Origin of the sequence: Robiginitalea sp. SC105 (genome assembly GCF_014243345.1) — a bacterium.
GTDB lineage: Bacteria > Bacteroidota > Bacteroidia > Flavobacteriales > Flavobacteriaceae > Robiginitalea.
On sequence record NZ_JACLZF010000001.1, the window covers coordinates 1,152,436 to 1,172,576 of the forward strand.

General features: G+C 57.6%; 20 protein-coding genes and 2 tRNA genes. 12 read left to right on the forward strand and 10 right to left on the reverse strand.

Features of this window, described 5'->3' with window-relative positions; translation table 11 throughout:
• Positions 1-50: 50 nt before the first annotated feature.
• Genes H7F20_RS05100 through H7F20_RS05110 form a run of 3 tightly spaced genes read right to left on the reverse strand, consistent with a single transcriptional unit; the run spans position 51 to position 3,981 of the window.
• Positions 51-887, reverse strand: coding sequence for a fumarylacetoacetate hydrolase family protein (locus H7F20_RS05100; RefSeq protein ID WP_185785032.1), 837 nt, complete (start codon positions 885-887; stop codon positions 51-53).
• Between the two features lie 30 nt (positions 888-917).
• Positions 918-2,252, reverse strand: coding sequence for a GntP family permease (locus tag H7F20_RS05105; protein ID WP_185785033.1), 1,335 nt, complete (start codon positions 2,250-2,252; stop codon positions 918-920).
• 10 nt (positions 2,253-2,262) lie between these two features.
• A complete protein-coding gene (locus H7F20_RS05110; RefSeq protein ID WP_185785034.1) occupies positions 2,263-3,981 on the reverse strand; it encodes an IlvD/Edd family dehydratase in 1,719 nt (572 codons plus the stop codon).
• A 228-nt stretch (positions 3,982-4,209) separates the two neighbouring features.
• On the opposite strand from H7F20_RS05110, the gene H7F20_RS05115 reads away from it, so the two are divergent.
• Positions 4,210-4,291, forward strand: a tRNA-Leu gene (locus H7F20_RS05115).
• A 54-nt stretch (positions 4,292-4,345) separates the two neighbouring features.
• Here H7F20_RS05115 and H7F20_RS05120 read toward each other — a convergent pair.
• The 5 genes from H7F20_RS05120 to H7F20_RS05135 all read right to left on the reverse strand — a co-directional run bounded on the left by H7F20_RS05120 (position 4,346) and on the right by H7F20_RS05135 (position 7,906).
• The gene (locus tag H7F20_RS05120; RefSeq protein ID WP_185785035.1) at positions 4,346-4,513 is read right to left on the reverse strand and encodes a lmo0937 family membrane protein; all 168 of its coding nucleotides are present in this window, start codon (positions 4,511-4,513) and stop codon (positions 4,346-4,348) included.
• Positions 4,514-4,715: 202 nt separating this feature from the next.
• The gene (locus tag H7F20_RS15930) at positions 4,716-4,844 is read right to left on the reverse strand and encodes a hypothetical protein (RefSeq protein WP_255443989.1); all 129 of its coding nucleotides are present in this window, start codon (positions 4,842-4,844) and stop codon (positions 4,716-4,718) included.
• A 199-nt stretch (positions 4,845-5,043) separates the two neighbouring features.
• Positions 5,044-6,357, reverse strand: coding sequence for a sugar porter family MFS transporter (locus H7F20_RS05125; protein ID WP_185785036.1), 1,314 nt, complete (start codon positions 6,355-6,357; stop codon positions 5,044-5,046).
• Positions 6,358-6,423: 66 nt separating this feature from the next.
• Positions 6,424-6,651: a hypothetical protein gene (locus H7F20_RS05130; protein ID WP_185785037.1), complete on the reverse strand. Its 228-nt coding sequence runs from the start codon at positions 6,649-6,651 to the stop codon at positions 6,424-6,426.
• 13 nt (positions 6,652-6,664) lie between these two features.
• The gene (locus H7F20_RS05135; RefSeq protein WP_185785038.1) at positions 6,665-7,906 is read right to left on the reverse strand and encodes a 3-deoxy-D-manno-octulosonic acid transferase; all 1,242 of its coding nucleotides are present in this window, start codon (positions 7,904-7,906) and stop codon (positions 6,665-6,667) included.
• A gap of 93 nt (positions 7,907-7,999) precedes the next feature.
• Between H7F20_RS05135 and H7F20_RS05140 the strand changes: the two genes are divergently transcribed.
• From H7F20_RS05140 to H7F20_RS05150, 3 genes are read left to right on the forward strand one after another with little or no spacing between them, the layout of a single operon-like run.
• A complete protein-coding gene (locus H7F20_RS05140; RefSeq protein WP_185785039.1) occupies positions 8,000-9,178 on the forward strand; it encodes a DegT/DnrJ/EryC1/StrS aminotransferase family protein in 1,179 nt (392 codons plus the stop codon).
• 32 nt (positions 9,179-9,210) lie between these two features.
• Positions 9,211-10,230, forward strand: a complete 1,020-nt coding sequence (gene galE / locus H7F20_RS05145) for a UDP-glucose 4-epimerase GalE (RefSeq protein WP_185785040.1) — start codon at positions 9,211-9,213, stop codon at positions 10,228-10,230.
• A 2-nt stretch (positions 10,231-10,232) separates the two neighbouring features.
• Positions 10,233-10,628, forward strand: a complete 396-nt coding sequence (locus H7F20_RS05150) for a hypothetical protein (RefSeq protein ID WP_185785041.1) — start codon at positions 10,233-10,235, stop codon at positions 10,626-10,628.
• Positions 10,629-10,657: 29 nt separating this feature from the next.
• Here the strand turns inward: H7F20_RS05150 and H7F20_RS05155 are convergent, their stop codons facing one another.
• Positions 10,658-11,191, reverse strand: coding sequence for an alpha-ketoglutarate decarboxylase (locus tag H7F20_RS05155; protein WP_185785042.1), 534 nt, complete (start codon positions 11,189-11,191; stop codon positions 10,658-10,660).
• A 103-nt stretch (positions 11,192-11,294) separates the two neighbouring features.
• Here H7F20_RS05155 and H7F20_RS05160 point away from each other — a divergent pair, with 103 nt between their 5' ends.
• Positions 11,295-14,117 carry a 2-oxoglutarate dehydrogenase E1 component gene (locus tag H7F20_RS05160; protein WP_185785043.1) on the forward strand — a complete coding sequence of 941 codons (2,823 nt, stop codon included), beginning with the start codon at positions 11,295-11,297 and terminating at the stop codon, positions 14,115-14,117.
• A gap of 57 nt (positions 14,118-14,174) precedes the next feature.
• Positions 14,175-15,443, forward strand: coding sequence for a 2-oxoglutarate dehydrogenase complex dihydrolipoyllysine-residue succinyltransferase (gene odhB / locus H7F20_RS05165; RefSeq protein ID WP_185785044.1), 1,269 nt, complete (start codon positions 14,175-14,177; stop codon positions 15,441-15,443).
• A 98-nt stretch (positions 15,444-15,541) separates the two neighbouring features.
• Here odhB and H7F20_RS05170 read toward each other — a convergent pair whose 3' ends face one another.
• Complete coding sequence (locus tag H7F20_RS05170) at positions 15,542-15,979, reverse strand: retropepsin-like aspartic protease (protein WP_185785045.1); 438 nt, start codon at positions 15,977-15,979, stop codon at positions 15,542-15,544.
• Positions 15,980-16,015: 36 nt separating this feature from the next.
• Here H7F20_RS05170 and H7F20_RS05175 point away from each other — a divergent pair, with 36 nt between their 5' ends.
• The 6 genes from H7F20_RS05175 (at position 16,016) to H7F20_RS05200 (ending at position 20,138) form a co-directional block, all read left to right on the forward strand.
• Positions 16,016-16,783 (forward strand): TatD family hydrolase, encoded by a 768-nt coding sequence (locus tag H7F20_RS05175; RefSeq protein ID WP_185785046.1) that lies wholly within the window; start codon positions 16,016-16,018, stop codon positions 16,781-16,783.
• A gap of 22 nt (positions 16,784-16,805) precedes the next feature.
• Complete coding sequence (locus H7F20_RS05180) at positions 16,806-17,843, forward strand: asparaginase (protein ID WP_185785047.1); 1,038 nt, start codon at positions 16,806-16,808, stop codon at positions 17,841-17,843.
• 64 nt (positions 17,844-17,907) lie between these two features.
• Positions 17,908-17,995 (forward strand) — tRNA-Ser (locus tag H7F20_RS05185).
• Positions 17,996-18,264: 269 nt separating this feature from the next.
• A complete protein-coding gene (locus tag H7F20_RS05190; RefSeq protein WP_185785048.1) occupies positions 18,265-19,053 on the forward strand; it encodes a MotA/TolQ/ExbB proton channel family protein in 789 nt (262 codons plus the stop codon).
• An 87-nt stretch (positions 19,054-19,140) separates the two neighbouring features.
• A complete protein-coding gene (locus H7F20_RS05195; protein WP_255443990.1) occupies positions 19,141-19,521 on the forward strand; it encodes a hypothetical protein in 381 nt (126 codons plus the stop codon).
• An 11-nt stretch (positions 19,522-19,532) separates the two neighbouring features.
• Positions 19,533-20,138, forward strand: a complete 606-nt coding sequence (locus tag H7F20_RS05200; protein ID WP_185785050.1) for a biopolymer transporter ExbD — start codon at positions 19,533-19,535, stop codon at positions 20,136-20,138.
• Positions 20,139-20,141: the final 3 nt, after the last annotated feature.

Genomic DNA, 20,141 nt, shown 5'->3' on the forward strand with positions numbered 1-20,141 from the left:
GTTCTGAACAGGCGCCCAAGGTGGGGGCCTAAGGTCTGAAAAGGATCGCCCTAGGCGGGAGCCACCGTATTGACCAGCGTGCCCACAGGGGGGATGGTGATCCGGATCTCATCCCCGGCCCGGAGGGTGAATTCGTTGGGGGGCACGATGCCCGTACCGGTCATCAGCAGGCATCCGTAAGGGAAGGAAAGTTCCCGGTACAGCCAGGATGCCAGTTCGTCAAACTGCCTTTTAATCTGTGAGATGGGCACCTGTCCTCCGAAGGCCTCCTTTCCCTGGCGGAAGATGGCAATTTGGATTTCCGTTTCTGCCGGGAGGGGTTCCTCCGGCAGGTAGATACAGGGTCCCAGGGCCGTGGAACCGTTATAGCTCTTGGCCTGGGGCAGGTAGAGGGGGTTTTCCCCCTCAATGCTGCGCGAACTCATGTCGTTGCCAATCGTATACCCGGTAATGGTCCCCTTTGGGCTCAGGAGCAGGGTCAGTTCAGGCTCCGGTACATTCCAGGCGGAATCCTTGCGGATCCGCACCTGTCCCCCATGCCCCACCACGCGGTACGGGGCGGCCTTGAAAAACAACTCCGGCCTTTCTGCCTCGTAAACGCGGTCGTAAAACGTCCCCCCGCCGGCATCCCTGGATTCCTCCATGCGGGCGCTCCTGCTACGCAGGTAGGTGACCCCGGAGGCCCATACCTCCTGCCTGCCTATCGGTGGCAACAACTTCCCCAGGTCGCCCAGGGGATCCGCGGTTTCCCCGGACCGGCCGATCCAGTCCAAAGCGCGTTGCCTGGGTTGTGCGTCGCAGACCAGTTCATCCCAGTCGGCCCCGGTCCGGTAAAAGGCCTCCCGGTAACCGATTACGGTGCCTTGAGTAGTTTTGAAGAGTTTCATATCCAGCAGGTTTTTCGTGTTTGTTCTTTTTTAATTCAGGAAAAAGCTCAGCAGGCTCAGCACGGTCATGGCGGTAAACCCCAGTATGGCGGTACCGGCCGTGTGGCCCAGGTAGCCCTGTTTGGTGTCCAGGCCAATCAGTTGGGTGACCACCCAGAAGAAGCTGTCGTTAGCGTGGGAGACCACCGCCGATCCGGCACCGATGGCCACCACGGCGAGTGCCTGGGTCGCCGGGGCATCAAAGCCGAGGGAGGCCTGCAGAGGGGCGATGATGGAAGCTGTCGTGATCAGGGCAACCGTGGAGGAGCCCTGTGCGGATTTGATGGCCGCCGCCGTCAGGAATGGGAGCCACAGCCCGAGGGAGGCCGATTGAACCTGTGTCCCGATAAGGTCGCCGATCCCGGCTTGCTGCAATACCTTCCCGAAGGCCCCGCCCGCCCCCGTAATAAGGATGATGATGGCGGCGGCCGACAGCGCCTCCCCCACCCAACCCGTGGTATCCAGCATGCGCTTTTCGAATTTGGCGGGCAGGGTCAGGGCAAAGAGCAGGCCGATGCCGAGGGCGGCAACCGGCGTCCCGGCAACCTCCAGCGCACGGCTCAGGGCCCCCTCCCCGAACGGATGGAAGGGCATGCGGGATACCGAATTCAGCAGGATGAGTACAATGGGGATAAGGATGGGCAGGAGGGCTTTGAAAGCCCCGGGCGGATCCTGGGGCGCTGCAGAAACCCCGTGATCGGTCGCCAGCTCCGGCCGGATGACCAGCCGCGGCCCCACCCAGCGGGCATAGAGGATGCAGGCCATCAGGGCAATGGCACTGGTGAGTAGCCCGAAACCGACCACCAGGCCGAGGTCTGCCCCCATGATTCCGGCTGCTGCAATGGGCCCGGGGGTGGGGGGAACCATGGTGTGGCTGGCCGTAAGCCCCAGTCCCAGGGCAATACACGCACCGGCAACCGGAGCACCTGCCTTCTTTGCCATGGCACGGGCCAGGGGGTGCAGGATGATAAAGCCGCTGTCCGCGTACACCGGGATGGAGACGATATAGCCTACCAGGCCCAGGGCGGTATGTACCCGGTTGGCCCCGATAATTTGCAGGACGCGGCGCGCCAGCACCGCTGCCCCCCCGGATTTTTCCAGGAAAGTACCGATAATGATCCCCAGAATGATGAGGAGCCCGATGTTGCCAATAGTGCTTCCGAATCCCTGGTTGATGGTGGCAATCACGTCTGCAACGGGCATGCCGCTGAGCACGCCGAAGCCCAGGGCGGCCACCAGCAGGGAAAGGATGGGGTGCCACCGGAGCCGGGTGCCGGCAAGAATGATGAAGGCAATACTGAGCAGGATGAGCAATACCAGGTACATGGATTCCGGGTTAGTGCAGGTTACGGGTTACCTCGCTGCCGGAGCCGCCTTTCAGGAAACCGAAATCACAGCCCTGGTCCGCCTGTTCCACTTCCCGGATGTACAGGCTGGCATATCCGCGATCCGCCCGGGGTGCCGGGGGTTTCCAGTGTTTCCGGCGCTCACTGAGTTCCTCATCCGGGACGCAAAGGGTCAGGGAGCGGGCCGGCACGTCCAGTTCGATCAGGTCCCCGTCCCGGACCAGGGCCAGGTTCCCGCCGATGGCCGATTCCGGGGCGACATGCAGGACCACCGTCCCGTAGGCCGTACCGCTCATCCGGCCGTCCGAAATCCGCACCATGTCGGTTACCCCGGCTTTGATGAGCTTGGCGGGCAGGGCGAAATTCCCCACTTCCGGCATGCCCGGGTAGCCCACCGGGCCCACGCTTTTCAGGACCAGTACGCAGTCTTTGTCCACATCGAGTTGCGGGTCGTCAATCCGCCGGTGGTAGTCTTCGATATCCTCGAACACCACGGCCCTGCCTTTGTGCGTAAGCAATTCCCGCGTGGCAGCCGCGGGCTTGATGACCGCTCCCTGTTCGCAGAGGTTCCCGGTGAGCACCGCAATGCCGGCCTGCTCCTGCACGGGTTGCCCCATGCGGGCGATCACTTCCCGGTCATAACAGGGGATGCCCGTATTGTTCTCCCCCAGGGTCTTTCCATTTACCGTCAGGCAATCCGTATGGAGTTCCCCGGCCAGTTCCTCCAGGATTACCGGCAGCCCCCCGGCATAGAAATAGTCCTCCATCAGGTATTTGCCTGAAGGCATGAGATTGAGCAGCAGGGGCAGGTTGCTCCCGAGGCGGTCGAAATCCTCCAGGGTGAGCTTTACGCCTGCGCGCCCGGCGATGGCCGTCAGGTGCAGGATGAGGTTGGTGGACCCCCCCACGGCCGAATTGACCTTGATGGCATTTTCGAAGGCTTTCCGGGTAAGGATTTTGGACAGCTTCAGGTCTTCCTCCACCATTTGGACGATCCGGTTGCCGGAGAGGTGGGCCATTACCTTCTTTCGGGAATCCACGGCCGGGATGGCAGAGGCACCGGGTAGGGTAAGCCCGAGGGCCTCCACCATGGTCGCCATGGTGGAGGCCGTACCCATGGTCATGCAGTGGCCTGCGGAACGCGACATGCAGGCTTCCGCTTCGGCGAATTCCTCCCGGGTCAGCGTACCCGCTTTGCGGGCTTCATCCAGTTGCCAGGTAGCCGTCCCCGATCCGATATCCTTGCCCCGGAATTTTCCGTTGAGCATGGGCCCGCCCGGGACCACTATGGTGGGCAGGTCCACGCTGGCAGCACCCATCAGGGTGGAAGGGGTAGTCTTGTCGCACCCCGTCAGCAGGACGATTCCGTCCAGGGGGTTGGCGCGAATGGTCTCCTCGGCATCCATGCTGACCAGGTTCCGCCAGAGCATGCTGGTGGGCTTCATGAGTGTTTCCCCGAAGGACATCACCGGGAATTCCAGCGGGAACCCCCCGGCTTCGTACACCCCCCTCTTTACGATCTCGGCAAAATCCCTCAGGTGTGCGTTGCAGGGCGACAGGTCCGACCAGGTGTTGCAAATCCCAATTACGGGCTTCCCCCGGAACATATGGTCCGGGTGCCCCTGGTTGCGCATCCAGCTGCGGTGGACGAAGCCCATTTTATCGTCCCGGCCAAACCATTGCTGGCTTCTAAGTTTTTTTGGGTCCATGTAGGTTGTTTGGTGGTTTTGCGATCCGGCAGCGGCCCGCAGGTCTTTCCCATAAATATAGTCTATATCTTTTAGTGTGAAAGGCGCCCGTGGGTAGCGGCATAAAAAATCCGATGCCCGGGAGCAAAACGATTTTTTTCTTTGTGCACCTATTTAAAAAATATTACATTTGCCACCCGATTTGACCAAAATCGGGCCCGGTTTTTCCTCCGGGGCAACCACAGGAATGCAGGTGTGGTGGAATTGGTAGACACGCTAGTTTCAGGTACTAGTGCCGCAAGGCTTGGAGGTTCGAGTCCTCTCACCTGTACAAAGAAAGCCCCTCCGTCTGGAGGGGCTTTCTTATTCCGGACCATCTGGCCGTTCAGAGCGGCTTCCGCCCCGAAATGATATTGTAGAGGATTACGATCACTGCGATGACGAGCAGTATGTGGATCAGGTAACTGGTCCCGATTCCCGGGATAACTCCCAGCAACCCGAGGAGCCAGGCGACAATACAGATTACGGCTACGAGCCAGAGAATAGATTTCATGGAGGTTGTTTTTAAGGATTCTTCCCAGAAAATAGTGTTTTTATGCAACACCCGTGGTCGCTGCCGCATCAATAATTAGCCTTAAACGTTTCCCGGGAAACGAGTTGCTGTAAAAAAAAATCCCCGGCCGGATACGGGCGGGGATGGCAGGAACCGGCTGTTGATCTGCCGATTCGCGGTTGATTTATGAGCAGGACCTATGTTATAAGACGCCAAATGCGGCCAGGATCAGCGAAATGATTACCGCCGCAAGTACCAGCACAAGGAGGGCGACCATCACGATCAGAAAACCGTTCAGAAAGCGCGTTCCCACGGATAAGTGTTCTTCCATAATCATACAGTGTTTCCAACAAGATACTAAATTACAGGGCAATAAAGGGGAAATTCCGGTCGGAAATCGACCAACATCCGCAATTTCCGGAAGAAGTGAGGGATCCTCCGCCTGCCTTCAGACCGGTCTTCCAGTTCCCCGTAAAGCCAACCGGGCAGATGCCTGCCTGCCGCCGCAAAGCCTTTGGCGGGTTGGTTATCTAGTGCCGCAAGAGGCGTTTGCTGAGTTCCTCCAGGGAGATTCCTTTGGTCTCGGGCATCATAAAATGGACGAACAGTAGCTGAAGCACCATCATAAAGGCAAAGAAACCAAAGACGGGCCCGGGCCCGATCCAGGACATTAAAAAGGGCACGGAGGAGGGGATCAGCCAGGCGAGTACCCAATGGACCGAACACCCGAATGCCTGCCCGGAACCGCGGAGGTGGTTGGGGAAAACCTCCGAAATAAATACCCAGATGACCGCGCCCTGCCCGATCGCATGGGACGCTATAAAAAGGAAGAGGAAAATGGGCACGACCAGCCCCGTCCAGTTGAAGATAAAGGCGGCCGCCACCAGCGCCAGGGACACGATATAGCCCACCGAGCCAAAATACATAAGAGTGCGCCTGCCAAGCCGGTCGATCAGGTAGATGCCCAGCATGGTAAAGACCAGGTTGGTCACCCCGATCCCGATGCTGCTCAGCAGGGCGGTGCTCTCTTCCAGCCCGGCCAGTTCAAAGATGCGGGGCGCATAATAGAGGAAGGCGTTGATTCCCGAAAACTGGTTGAAGAAAGCAATCAGGAAAGCCAGGATCACCGGGAACCGGTATTTTTTCATAAAGATGGTTTCGGCACCGGCACGGAGGTTTTCCTTCAGGTCCCTGACAATGTCGGCCACGGTGAGCTCCAGACCCAGTTTCTGCAGGATGGTTTCGGCTTCCGCCTCCCTTTGCTGGGTGACCAGCCAACGCGGGCTTTTGGGGATGCCAAACGCAAAGGCGGTATAGATGAGGGCCGGGAAGGCCTCTACCCCCACCATCCAGCGCCAGTCGTTATCGCCGATCCCATTGAGGAGGTAATTCGAGAAATAGGCCACCAGGATGCCGAAAACGATATTGAACTGGTACATGCCAACCAGACGGCCCCTGCTTGCTGCCGGGGCGATTTCAGAGATATAGGTGGGTGCGGCCACAGTGGAGGCGCCTATGCCGATGCCCCCGAGGAAGCGGAAGATGCCAAAAGCCACAGGGTCATTGGCAAGGGCGGAACCGATGGCGGAAACCGAATAGAGCACCCCGATCCAGATCAGGGTGCGCTTTCGCCCGAATCGGTTGGTGGGGAAGCCGCCGAACATGGCGCCGATCACCGTGCCGAACAGGGCCATGCCAATGACCACCGTACCGTGGAAGGCATCCGAGGTTTCCCAAAGCAACTGGAGTTTTTTTTCCGCCCCGCTAATCACGACGGTGTCAAAACCAAATAGGAAACCAGCCAGGGCGGCGATCAGGGAAATCTTTAAAATTCTTGAATCCATTGCGGGCATGCAGTTTAGTCAGTTGCAGTAAAGCTACTGAAAAAATCGCGTGCCGGCAGGTGATGCTTATTTGTGCCGGAAAAATGCGTAATCCGGCAGGAGGGTATCCCTGGGGTTGCCGGGTTGCCAGAGGGTATCCTTCCCGGGTTGGTTTTGGCGGAGGCCTGCCGTATCGGGCATGAGGGGAAGGGAATCCCCGGGGTTACCCCGGGATTTTTCCCGTGGATCCGGAAGGCAGCCGGCAACCAGTAAAACCAGGCAGGATAAAACCAGCCCGTAAGCGAATCGAACCATGGAGAATTGGGGTTTATCCAATTAATTTACGGATCCCGTCGAGTATCCGGATGCTTGCCCCTGCATTTTTCTCCACAAATGCCCGGTTGATTGCCCCCAGGCGGGAACGTTCACCGGAATCCCGCAAAAGCGTTTCCGCCACCTGCCGGAATTCTTCCGGCCCGGAAACGGGCAGGACGCCGCCTGCTTCCACCAGGCCCCGTGCTTCCACGAAGGCGTGGTACCGGGGCCCGATAAGCACGGGGATCCCGAATACGGCGGGTTCCAGGGTGTTGTGGAGGCCCGTGGCGAAGCCTCCCCCCACATATGCGAGGTCCGCGTAGGCGTAAACCCGGGTCAGCAGGCCGATGGTATCCAGAACGAGGATGTCCGCACGGCCCGGGGACGCCCTTTCCCATTCCGTGTAACGGACTGCCCCGGGCCCCAGTAGCCCCATCAGGCTGGCGATGGTTTTTTCATCTGTTTTATGGGGGGCAATGACCGTGCATTGTGTTTGCCCGTTGAGCGTCCGGAGCAGGGGAAGGAGGACCTTTTCATCCTCCGGCCAGGTACTCCCGGCCACCAGGCAGGTCCGGCCAGCCGCAAATCCCTCCATAAAGCCCAGGTGGTTTTCCCGCTCCCGGATTTCGAGGACCCGGTCCAGCCGGGTATCACCGCTTACCGTAATCTGCTGCAATCCTATTGCCGAGAGCAGGTCCCGCGACTGCACGTCCTGCACGAAAAAGTGTGCGACATGCTGCAGGGCGTGTCGCATAAAACCGCCATACCACCGGAAGAATACCTGTTTTTTTCGAAACCGGGCAGAAAACATGACAATGGGGATTCCCTTGCTTGCGAGCCCCTCAAAATAATTGGGCCATACCTCGTATTTTACAAAGAGGGCGATTTGGGGCCTGGCAAGTTGGAGGAACTCCCGGACGTTTTTCCGGGTATCCAGCGGCAGGTAACAGGTGCCCGCCCCCGGCACCTTCCCTTTTTTGACTTCATACCCCGAGGGCGAAAAAAAAGTGACCAGGAACTGGTGTCCCGGATATTCCGACCTGAGGCGCTCCAATACGGGCAGGCCCTGCTCGAACTCGCCCAGGGAAGCAGTGTGCATCCAGATGAGGGGTTGTTCCGTCTGGCGGAAATCCTGGAGGTAAGCCGCAACTCCTTGCCGCCCTTCCAGGAAGAGCCTGATTTTTTGGGAAAAAAGGGCCGGGATATGCAGGAATGCCGCCGTCAGGCGAACGACCAAATCGTACAGGAAAAACAACGTGCGCGGGTTTTATGCTAAATTACGGTTCTTTACCAAATACATTGTCCGAGGGGGCTTAATTTTGTAAGTTTGCCAGCAATACGCAAGCCTATGCGAAAGATACAAATGGTCGACCTGACGGGCCAGTACCAGGAGATCCGAGACGAAATACGTAAGGCATTCGACGGCATCCTGGAGTCTGCAGCCTTTATCAACGGCCCGGAGGTCAGGGCCTTCCAGGAAGAACTCGAATCCTATCTGGGGATCAAACACGTGATCCCCTGCGCCAACGGGACGGATGCCCTCCAAATCGCCATGATGGGCCTCGGGCTCAAACCCGGGGACGAGGTGATAACCGCGGACTTCACCTTTGCAGCCACCGTGGAAGTCATTGCCCTCCTCGGCCTGACCCCGGTACTGGTGGATGTGGATCCCGATACCTTCAACATCGATACGGAAGCTGTCCGCAAGGCCATCACACCCAAAACCAAAGCCATTGTCCCCGTTCACCTCTTCGGCCAGTGTTCCGATATGGAAACGCTGCTGGATATCGCCAGGGAGAACGATTTATTCCTGATCGAGGACAATGCCCAGGCGATCGGGGCCAATTACCGGTTCCGGGACGGACGCACCCAGAAAGCAGGCACCCTCGGGCACGTGGGGGCCACCTCGTTCTTCCCCTCCAAGAACCTCGGCGCCTATGGGGACGGGGGTGCTATTTTCACGGACGATGACGCCCTGGCCCACCACATCCGGGGAATCGTAAACCACGGGATGTACCAGCGCTATTACCACGACGTGGTCGGGGTGAATTCCCGCCTGGACTCCCTCCAGGCAGCTGTCCTGCGGGCCAAGCTGCCCCACCTGGATGGGTACTGCGAGAAGCGCCGCAATGCAGCCCGCCACTATAACCGTGCCTTTGAAGGCCATGATGGGATTACCGTGCCCACGACGGTGCGCCAATGCGAGGGGATATGTGATACCTGCGACTGCCATGTGTTCCACCAGTATACCCTCCGGATTGCCGACGGCAAAAGGGATGCCCTGGCCAGTCGCCTCACCGAGGCCGGGATCCCGCACGGGATTTATTATCCGGTGCCCCTGCACCGCCAAAAGGCCTATGCGGATGTCCGGTACAAGGAATCGGATTTTGCGGTGACCAACCAATTGTCGGAGGAGGTGATCTCCCTGCCCATGCACACGGAACTCGACGGCGAACAGCTGGACTACATCTGCCGTACGGTACTCGAATTCATGGAACAGGCAGAACCAATGGGCGGCATGGAATAACCGGGGCGCACAGCACCCAAAACTTATAAGGAATGAAAATACTGGTTACAGGCGGGCTCGGGTTTATAGGGTCCCACACGGTAGTTGAATTGCAGGAGGCGGGCCATCAGGTAGTTATCATCGACAACTGCTCCAATGCCTCCGAATCCGTCCTGGACGGCATCGAATCCATCACCGGCATACGCCCGGATTTTGAACATATCGACCTGAGGGAAAAAGGTGCGGTTGATGATTTTTTCAACCGCTATCCGGAGGTACATGGGGTTATCCACTTTGCCGCTTCCAAGGCGGTCGGGGAGAGTGTTGAAAAACCTCTGCTGTATTACGAGAATAATATCGGCACCCTGGTGTACCTGCTCCAGCAACTGGTTGCCCGGGGAGGCAGCTCATTTATATTCAGTTCCTCCTGCACGGTCTACGGCCAGGCCGACCACATGCCCATCACGGAGGATGCCCCTATTAAACCCGCGGAATCCCCCTATGGAAACACCAAACAGATCGGGGAGGAGATCATCCGGGATACCTGCCGGGTGGAGCCCGGGCTGCAGGCGATTTCCCTGAGGTATTTCAACCCGATCGGTTCCCACCCCTCGGCGGAGATCGGAGAATTGCCCCTGGGGGTACCGGCCAACCTGGTCCCCTTTATCACGCAGACGGCCGCCGGCCTGCGGACGCAATTGTCTGTTTTCGGCGACGATTACCCAACGCCGGATGGCACCTGCATCCGCGACTACATCCATGTGGTGGATCTGGCCAGGGCCCATGTGGTGGCCCTGGAGCGGCTGCTCAAAGGACGCAGCAAATCCAATTACGAAGTATTCAATGTCGGGACCGGCAAAGGCAGTTCTGTCTTGGAGGTCATCCGTAGTTTTGAGCGGGTTTCGGGCAAAAAGCTGAATTATAGAATTGTCGGGAGGCGCGAAGGTGATGTCGTGGAAGCCTATGCGGATACCACCCGGGCGAACGGGGAACTCGGATGGAAGGCTGCCTCTTCCCTGGATGATGCCATGCGCTCTGCATGGGACTGGGAGAAAAAAGTCCGGGGCCTGTAGCCATGCTGGAAGCTTTCCGGGACAGCCAGGACTTGCTTTCTTTTGCAGAACAGGCCGGCGGGTATACCCTGCTTATCGACCAGGTCCGAAAGGATTTCAACAGGGCGGGCCTGGCGGATCCTTTGGGGTCCAGGGCGGTTTCTGCGAATACCGATAACCCCGCGGAAACCCCGGGATATCCGGATGCCGAGCAGCTGGAGCAACTCCTCCGGGAAACCATCTACAGGTTGCTGCTGGAGGATTTTGACGGATACCTGAACCTGATGTACGCCGTTGACATCCCGGAAAATGCCTTTAAAAACCTCCGCGTAACGGATGCGGTCGAAGTGGCCGGTCAGGTGGCGCTGCTCCTGCTCATGCGGGAATGGCAAAAGGTGAGAACCCGGTTGTCCCCTTGAATCCTGTAAGGAAGCCTTCCTTAGGTATTTCAGAAGTATACCCGGACAAACGGGAGCCAGGGGCTGGAGTAGAGACTCCGGCTGGACCGGTACAGCACATCGTAGCGGATCCCGAAAGTTACCGGGCCGGTGCGGTACCCGGCGCCCAGGTAAAGGGCGGGCAGCCAGTAACTGTCCCGGAGGTCTTCCGGCACGGCCTCCAGGGTACGTTTCACGCGCAACTGTTCGAATTCGGCAGACAACTGCACCTGTGGAATCGGGTTGACCAGGCTGATCAGGCTGCCCCCGAAAGCCGAAAGGCGGGCATCGTCGAACCGGGCATAGGTGTAGTTGGCGCCCACGCCGAAGGCCAGGATGTCGCTGGCCATATAAATGGCGCTTGGGGCCAGGCTTATCTGGGTAGACCGGTTGCCAAAGGCCAGGCCAAGGCCGCCACCGAAGCGCACCCGGTCAAGGAAATCGCCCCCCGCCGGGGATTGCTGCCCCTGGAGGGCAATGGCCGTCAGTAGGAGCCAAAGTGTTGCCACCAAACGCTTCATGGATGGCCCGGACTCATTTTTCATAACCTTCCGTTTTCGTGCAATTTAAACAGTCTGGCTGTTTTTATCCATTTGAAATGTTGTATTTTTGGGAAACTATTTTGCCGGAGGCACAGAAATACAGTGGATGGATAAGTATTCCTTCTTAAACGCGGCTCATACCGCTTTTTTTTCAGACCTATACGATCGTTACCTCACCCACCCGGATAGTGTGGAGCCCAGTTGGCGCGCTTTTTTCCAGGGTTTTGACTTCGGGATGGAAAGCGCCCTGCAGGAGGTCGGCATTGACGCCGAACGCGGGGTGGTGCATGCCGGGGAACAGGAAACTGCCATGCCCCTGTCCCTCAAAAAGGAATTCCAGGTGGTACGGCTTATCGACGGCTACCGCAGCAGGGGGCACTTGTTTACACAGACCAACCCGGTAAGGGAAAGGCGCACCTATACCCCCTCCCTCGATATCGATAATTTTGGCCTGGAGCAGGCCGACCTGGACACCGTATTCAGCGCCGGGGATATCCTCGGGATCGGGCCGAGTTCCCTCCGTAAAATCATCGATCACCTCAGGAGCATCTACTGCGATGCCATCGGGGTAGAGTATATGTACATCCGGAGCCCCGAGCGGGTGGAGTGGATTCAGCACTGGCTCAACGTCAACGACAACCACCCGAACTTTGATGCGGACCGGAAAAAATACATCCTGCGGAAACTGAACGAGGCCGTTTCCTTTGAGGGTTTTTTGCACACCAAATACGTCGGCCAGAAACGGTTCTCCCTGGAGGGGAACGAATCGCTGATCCCGGCAGTGGATGCCATCGTGGAACGGGCCGCCGAAATGGGGGTGCAGCAATTCGTGATGGGCATGGCACACCGGGGACGGCTCAATGTACTGACCAACATCTTCGGGAAACCGGCCACGGATATCTTCAGTGAATTCGAAGGCAAGGACTACGAACAGGAAATCTTTGACGGGGACGTCAAGTACCACCTGGGCTGGACTTCCATGCGCAAGACCAATTCCGGCGACTCCATCAATATGAACATCGCGCCCAACCCCTCCCACCTGGAGACGGTCGGTGCCGTGGTGGAAGGGATTACCCGCGCCAAACAGGACCGCCTTTTCCCCGAAGACTTCTCCAGGGTGCTCCCCATCGTGGTCCACGGGGATGCGGCGATTGCCGGGCAGGGCATCGCCTACGAAGTGGTGCAGATGGCCGGGCTGGACGGCTATGGCACGGCCGGGACCATACATATTGTTGTAAACAACCAGATCGGCTTTACCACGAACTACCTGGACGGGAGGACGTCCACATACTGTACGGATGTCGGGAAGGTAACACTGAGCCCCGTACTCCACATCAACGCGGACGATGCCGAAGCCGTGGTGCACGCCGCCCTCTTTGCGCTGGAGTATCGCATGACCTTCAAACGGGATGTCTTCCTAGATTTGCTGGGCTACCGCAAGTACGGGCACAACGAAGGGGACGAGCCGCGCTTTACCCAGCCCAAGCTCTACAAGGCCATTGCCAACCATAAAAACCCCAGGGACCTGTATGCCGAACGCCTGATGCGTGAAGGGATCATCGACGAGCACTTTGTCCAGAAACTGGAGGATGACTACAAGGCAAAACTGGAGGAGGAACTCCAGGACAGCCGCAAGGAAGACAAAACCCGGATCACGGCCTTTATGGCCGATGAATGGGACGGGTTTGAAAATGTCCGGGAATGGGAGATGATGGAAAAGGTCGATACCCGGGTGCCCCGTAAAAAACTGGAGGAAGTGGCGGCGGTCATTACCAAACTGCCCGAGGATAAAAGCTTTTTGCGCAAAGTAGACCGGCTGGTCAGGGAGCGCCACAAGATGTTCTTTGAGACCAACAACCTGGACTGGGCCATGGGGGAACTGCTCGCCTACGGCACGCTGTTGCAGGAAGGGTTTGACGTCCGGATCTCCGGCCAGGATGTGGAACGCGGGACCTTCTCCCACCGGCATGCGGTCATGAAGGTGGAGGAGAGCGAGGAGGAAGTGCTGCTGCTCAACCATATCTCGGAAGACCAGGGGGATTTCCAGATCTACAATTCCCTGCTGTCCGAATACGCGGTGGTAGGATTTGAATACGGGTATGCCATGGCGAGCCCGAACACGCTGACCATCTGGGAAGCCCAGTTCGGGGATTTCAGCAATGGCGCCCAGATCATGATCGACCAGTACCTGTCCGCAGCCGAAGACAAATGGAAGCTGCAAAACGGGCTGGTGCTTTTCCTGCCTCACGGGTACGAGGGCCAGGGTGCCGAACATTCCTCTGCCCGGATGGAGCGCTACCTGCAACTCTGCGCCCGGGACAATATGTACGTCGCGGATGTCAGCACCCCGGCCAACCTGTTCCACCTGCTGAGGCGGCAGATGAAGGTGAATTTCCGCAAACCCCTGGTGGTATTCACCCCCAAAAGCCTGTTGCGGCACCCCAAATGCGTGTCCACCGTGGAGGACCTGGCAGACGGGCAGTTCCAGGAGGTGATTGACGACCCAGGCGCCGAGGTCGGGAAAATCAAATCCCTGGTGTTTTGCACCGGGAAATTCTATTACGACCTGTTTGCCGCCCGGGAGGAGCTCAACAGGGACGATGTGGCCCTGGTCCGGCTGGAGCAGCTTTTCCCATTGCCCATCCCGCAGATCGAAGAGATCATAGATAAATACAAGGGGGCTGACGACCTGGTCTGGGCCCAGGAAGAGCCCAGGAACATGGGGGCCTGGGGCCACCTGATGATGCACCTCCCGGATGCCTCGAGGTTCCGGGTGGCGTCGCGCCGCATTTACGCTTCCCCGGCAGCCGGCAGCCCGGCCCGGTCCAAGATGCGGCACCAGCAGGTCATCGATTATGTTTTTGACAGGAGCAAGGACAACATGACCCGGCCGAAACCGGCTGAGGCGGCGACCGAGAATTCAAAATAAAAAATAGAAAATGGCTGGCATGGTGTCCGGCATAAGCGCATTTTAAATACCATACGCATGATTCTAGAAATGAAAGTACCCTCCCCTGGGGAGTCCATCACCGAAGTGGAAATTGCCCAATGGCTGGTTGCCGATGGCGATTATGTGGAAAAGGACCAGGCCATTGCAGAGGTGGATTCCGACAAGGCCACCCTGGAACTGCCGGCCGAGGAAAGCGGGGTCATCACCCTCAAGGCCGAGGAAGGGGATGCCGTAGCGGTGGGTGAGGTGGTTTGCCTCATCGACACGGATGCCAAAAAGCCTGAAAGTTCCGGGGCCGGCACCGAATCCGTGGGCAAGGGAGACGAAGGATCCGGCGGCAAGGCAGAGAAGGAACTGGACCAGCAGTCCAAACAGGCAGGGGACAGCGGCAAGAAGGCCCCCCAGCCCGCCCAGGCCAAGGAGACCTATGCTTCCGGGGTAGCCTCCCCGGCAGCGCGCAAGATTTTGGACGAAAAAGGAATTGACCCGGCCTCCGTACCCGGGTCGGGCAAAGACGGGCGAATCACCAAGGAAGATGCTGTCCGCGCGGTTCCCTCCATGGGGTCCCCGGGAGGAGGGTCCCGGGGCGAGTCCAGGAGCAAGCTCTCCATGTTGCGCCGCAAAGTGGCGGAACGGCTCGTTTCCGCGAAGAACGAAACAGCCATGCTGACCACCTTCAACGAAGTGGATATGTCGGCCGTTTTCGAAATCCGGGAAGCGCACAAGGAAGCCTTTAAGGAGAAACACGGGGTTGGCCTCGGCTTTATGTCCTTTTTCACCAAAGCGGTAATCCGCGCCCTGCAGCAATACCCGGCAGTCAATTCAATGATCGACGGCAAGGAGATGATCACCTACGATTACTGCGATATCAGCATAGCCGTATCCGGGCCCAAGGGCCTGATGGTGCCTGTCATCCGCAATGCCGAAAACCTCAGTTTCCGCGGGGTTGAATCCGAAGTGAAACGGTTGGCCATCCGGGCGCGCGACGGGCAGATCACCGTGGATGAAATGACGGGGGGCACCTTTACCATTTCCAATGGGGGGGTCTTCGGGTCCATGCTTTCCACGCCCATCATCAATCCGCCCCAGAGCGGTATCCTCGGGATGCACAACATCGTGGAGCGGGCAATTGTCCGGGACGGGGCCATCGCCATTGCCCCGGTCATGTACGTGGCCCTTTCCTACGACCACCGGATCATTGACGGACGCGAATCCGTCGGCTTCCTCGTGGCGGTCAAGGAGGCAATCGAAAACCCGGTGGAACACCTGATGGATGGCAACCTGGAAAAGGCGCTTGAACTTTAGGGGTATCGGCAGCGACCCCCTCTGCACCGATTGGGTGTTTATGAAACATAGGCCCAGGCGATAAGCCCGGGCCTTTTCAGTTGGGGTCGGGACGCGGGTTACCGCAGGTAGAGGCTGCAGGTTTCATAGTCGATCACCGCCCGGGCACCATGCAGGATGTCCGCACCCAGAATACCATCCACCGGGGGCTCCTCCTGGCTTTCCAGTGCCTGGTTCACATGGCTGAGGTCAAAGAGGACCACCTGCAGGTCCGCACATTCCCATTCCTCAAAGACCAGGACGTTTCCCTCGGATACGAGGGTTTCCATGTCGGTGGCACCCGCCCCGGCAGCACGGATTTCCGACACCTCGGACAGCAGTCCGAAATACTCCATGCGGTGCAGGCCCACGCAGGTATTCGAGGCCCCGGTATCGAGGATAAACCTCCCCCGGAACCCGTTCAGGGTCCCTTCCAGTGCCAGGTGGTCCGTGCGGGTGCGTTGCAGGGGCAGCTCCCGGAATCCATTGCCGACCAGGAACTTTTTAAGTGAGGCCATGAGAATTTTTGATAAAGATAATCCTATTTTTGTCCTGTGACCCTCACCGATACACACGCGCACCTCTATGTGGAAGCCTTCGACGAAGACCGGGCCGGCATGATGGAACGCGCGCGTGCAGCCGGGGTGGAGCGCTTTTTCATCCCGGCGATCGACTCCGGGTATACCCAGCGCATGCACGACCTCCGGCAGGCGTACCCCGATGAGGTTTTCCTCATGTGCGGGCTGCACCCCACCCATGTGAAGGAAAATTTCGAGGAGGAGCTCCGGCATGTGGAACGGGAACTCGGCAGGGGCGGCTACGTGGCCGTCGGGGAAATCGGCATTGACCTGTACTGGGACCAGAGCAGGCTTGCCCTCCAGCAGGAAGCCTTCCGCCGGCAGATCCGGCTTGCCAAAACCCATGGGCTGCCCATTGTGATCCATTGCCGCGAATCCTTTGATGAAATATTTGAAATCCTGTCGGAGGAAAAGGGGCCGGATCTGCGCGGGATTTTCCATTGTTTTACAGGGACCCTGGAGCAGGCGCGCCTGGCCATTTCCTGTGGGATGAAGCTTGGGATCGGCGGTGTTCTGACCTTCAAAAATGGCAGGATCGACCAGTTTATGGACCAGGTGCCCCTGTCGTCCGTCGTGCTGGAAACCGACTCGCCCTACCTGGCCCCGAAACCTTTCCGGGGAAAGCGGAACGAGCCGGCCTATCTGGAATATGTGCTTGCGCGACTCGCAGAAATATACGGCCTGCCCCGGGCGCAAATTGCCGAGACCACCACCCTGAATTCCCGGGAGGTTTTCGGGGTTTAACCTTTTAATCCAAAGCGATACCATGGCCAAAAACGGCGCCCGCATTTTGCTCATATACACCGGGGGTACCATCGGGATGGTCCGGGATTACGGTTCCGGTTCGTTGCGGGCCTTCGATTTCAACAACCTGCTGCAACAGATCCCGGAACTCCATCAGATCGACTGCCGCATCGATACGGTGGCCTTTGCCAATCCGATCGATTCCTCCAACATGGACCTTCCTCACTGGCAGCAGCTGGCCCGGCTGATCGGGGAGCATTACCACAGCTACGACGGTTTCGTGGTGCTCCACGGGAGCGATACCATGAGCTATACGGCTTCGGCACTCAGCTTTATGCTGGAAAACCTGGCCAAGCCGGTCATCCTGACCGGCTCCCAGCTCCCGATTGGCGACCTGCGCACCGATGCCAAGGAGAACCTGATCACGTCCATTCAACTGGCTGCCCTTACCGAGGAAAGCCGCCCCCTGGTCCGGGAGGTATGCCTCTATTTTGAGCACAAGCTGTTCCGGGGAAACCGGACCACGAAGATCAACACGGAGCATTTTGAGGCCTTTGATTCCCCGAACTATCCTGCCCTGGCAGAATCCGGGGTGCACCTGAACCTGCACCGCGAGGCGCTGTGGCGGAGCCCCGGCCGCGGGCAGCTGAAGGTGCACCTGGAACTCGACAACCGGGTCGGGGTATTCCGGCTGTTCCCGGGGATGCACCCGGACTGGCTCCGCTATCAGCTGGCGGCCCCGGGCCTGAAGGGCCTGGTGCTGGAAACCTTCGGGGCGGGGAACGCCCCCTCGGCTTCCTGGCTGCTGGACTCCCTGGCCGATGCGGTGAAAGGGGGGCTGCACGTCGTAAATGTCACCCAGTGCAGGGGGGGTGCGGTATTGATGGGACAATATGAGACCAGTTCAGGCCTGCTGGACATCCCGCTCATAGACGGGCGGGACATCACCACCGAAGCAGCCCTTGCAAAGCTCATGTACCTGCTCGGATCCGGGGTAGCGCCTAAGTCCTTCAAAACCATATTTGAAGCGCCTATACGCGGTGAAATGTCCGAAAATTAACGGGGCAAAATTTCATATAATCCTAAATTTTTTGTTTATTGGGCACCCCCATTTTGGGGTATTTAGAGAGGTGGCCGAGTGGTCGAAGGCGCACGCCTGGAAAGTGTGTATGCACCAAAAGTGCATCGAGGGTTCGAATCCCTTCCTCTCTGCACAAAAGGGAATGACCGCCGCTGGTCCATTCCCATGCTTGTCCGGCAACCTGAAAGAGTTCGGGGATCCGCGCAACCTATCGAGGTGATCACGAGCACCCTGTTATTGAAAGATCCGCAAGGAATACCCGACCACGCATAGAAATGTGCTGAAATACCGAGTGTTTTTTAAGGATTCAGGGGGGTTGCCGCCCTTAATTTAATTTTTTAATTCTAATTTTTTGTTATCTTTAACCCTAATAACTAATCTAAATTTAAGTTTGAAAAAAATGAAAAAATTATTCTCATTCCTGGCTCTGGCTGGGCTATTTGTCCTCGGCACAAATACGGTAAGCGCAAAAGCGCCGGCAATTCTTTCAAACCTGTCCACAACCCTGACCACCGCCACCACCATGCTTCAGGACGAGGCTGCGGCTGCCGCGGACGACAGGGGCTTCACCCAGGTTCTCAAAGAACAATTCATCCAGGGGGGCGCAGGATTCATGGGAATCGTACTGCTATGTCTGATCCTTGGGCTGGCAGTGGCCATTGAGCGGATTATTTTCCTGAACCTGGCCAGCACCAATACCACCAAGCTGAAAAATCAGGTAGAGGAAGCCCTTGCCACCGGGGGTGTTGAAGCGGCCAAAGAAGTTTGCCGTAATACCAAGGGGCCCGTCGCCTCCATCTATTTCCAGGGCCTCGAGCGCGCTGGTGACAGCATCGAATCTGCCGAAAAGGCCGTGGTTGCCTACGGTGGGGTGCAAATGGGACAACTCGAGAAAAACGTATCCTGGCTATCCCTCTTTATCGCCATTGCCCCGATGCTTGGGTTCATGGGAACGGTAATTGGTATGATCCAGGCATTCCAGAAAATTAGTGCAGTGGGTAACCTGAGTGCCTCGCTGATTGCCGGCGATATCCAGGTAGCACTTCTCACCACGGTATTCGGTCTGATTACTGCGATTATCCTGCAAATCTTCTATAACTACATCATTGCGAAGATCGACAGCATCGTCAATGACATGGAAGATTCATCGATCGTCCTGATCGATATGCTGGTTGATCACAAAAAGTAAGTCGGACGCCTAATACCATAGAGCATGCATAAGATTGTAAAAATATTATTAGTAGTTCTGGGAGCGATTGCAGCCATACTGTGGTTTATGCTTCCCGAAACTGAGATGCCGGCATCCGAGGCGATTGACAGCGGAGCGATGAACGGGATGTTCATTATCATGTACCTCCTGTTAGGAATCGCCGTCCTGTTCAGCCTCGTGTTCGCACTCAAAAACCTGTTTACCAACCCTGAGAGCCTCAAGAAAACGCTTTTTGTCGTGATCGGTTTCCTCGTGGTCGTTGGCCTTTCTTACGTCCTTTCGGACGGAGCTGACGGCACGGTCGAGGAAATGGCCGGAAGGGGGGTTGCTACCACCGAAAGCACCGTGAAGAATATTGGGGCTGGCCTCAATATGTTCTTCCTGCTGGTGATCATTGCCATCCTGGCGATGCTCTGGGGTGGGATCAAGAAAATGTCGAATAAGTAAATTCAAGGAATATGCCTAGAAGAGGAGCACCACCGGAAGTTAACGCAGGATCCATGGCGGACATCGCCTTCCTGTTGTTGATATTTTTCCTGGTAACCACCACCATAGAAACGGACGCGGGGCTGGACCGTATGTTGCCGCCCATCGAACCACCGGAAGAGGATGTGGTCATCAAACAGAAAAATATCTTTACCGTAAACATCAACAAGAACGGCCAGTTGCTCGTCGAAGAGGAACTTACCGAACTCAAGGACCTCCGGGAAAAGGCCATGGCCTTCCTGGACAATGGTGGTGACGGTACCTGCAACTATTGCAAGGGGGCCAAGGATGAATCCTCTTCGGACAACCCTACCAAGGCTATTATTTCCCTGAAGAATGACCGGGAGACGCGTTATGGCACCTATATTACCGTTCAGAACGAACTGGTGGGGGCCTATAACGAACTCAGGAACCGGGAAGCCCAAAGGCTTTACGGCCGGGACTTCACGGACATGGAAGCGGAGTACCTCAATCCGGAAACCGATGAGGATGTTCGGGAAGAACTGAAAGAAAAGGTACTGCGGATTCAGGACCTCTTCCCTCAGAAACTTTCGGAAGCCGAGACTACTTCAAATTAAAAA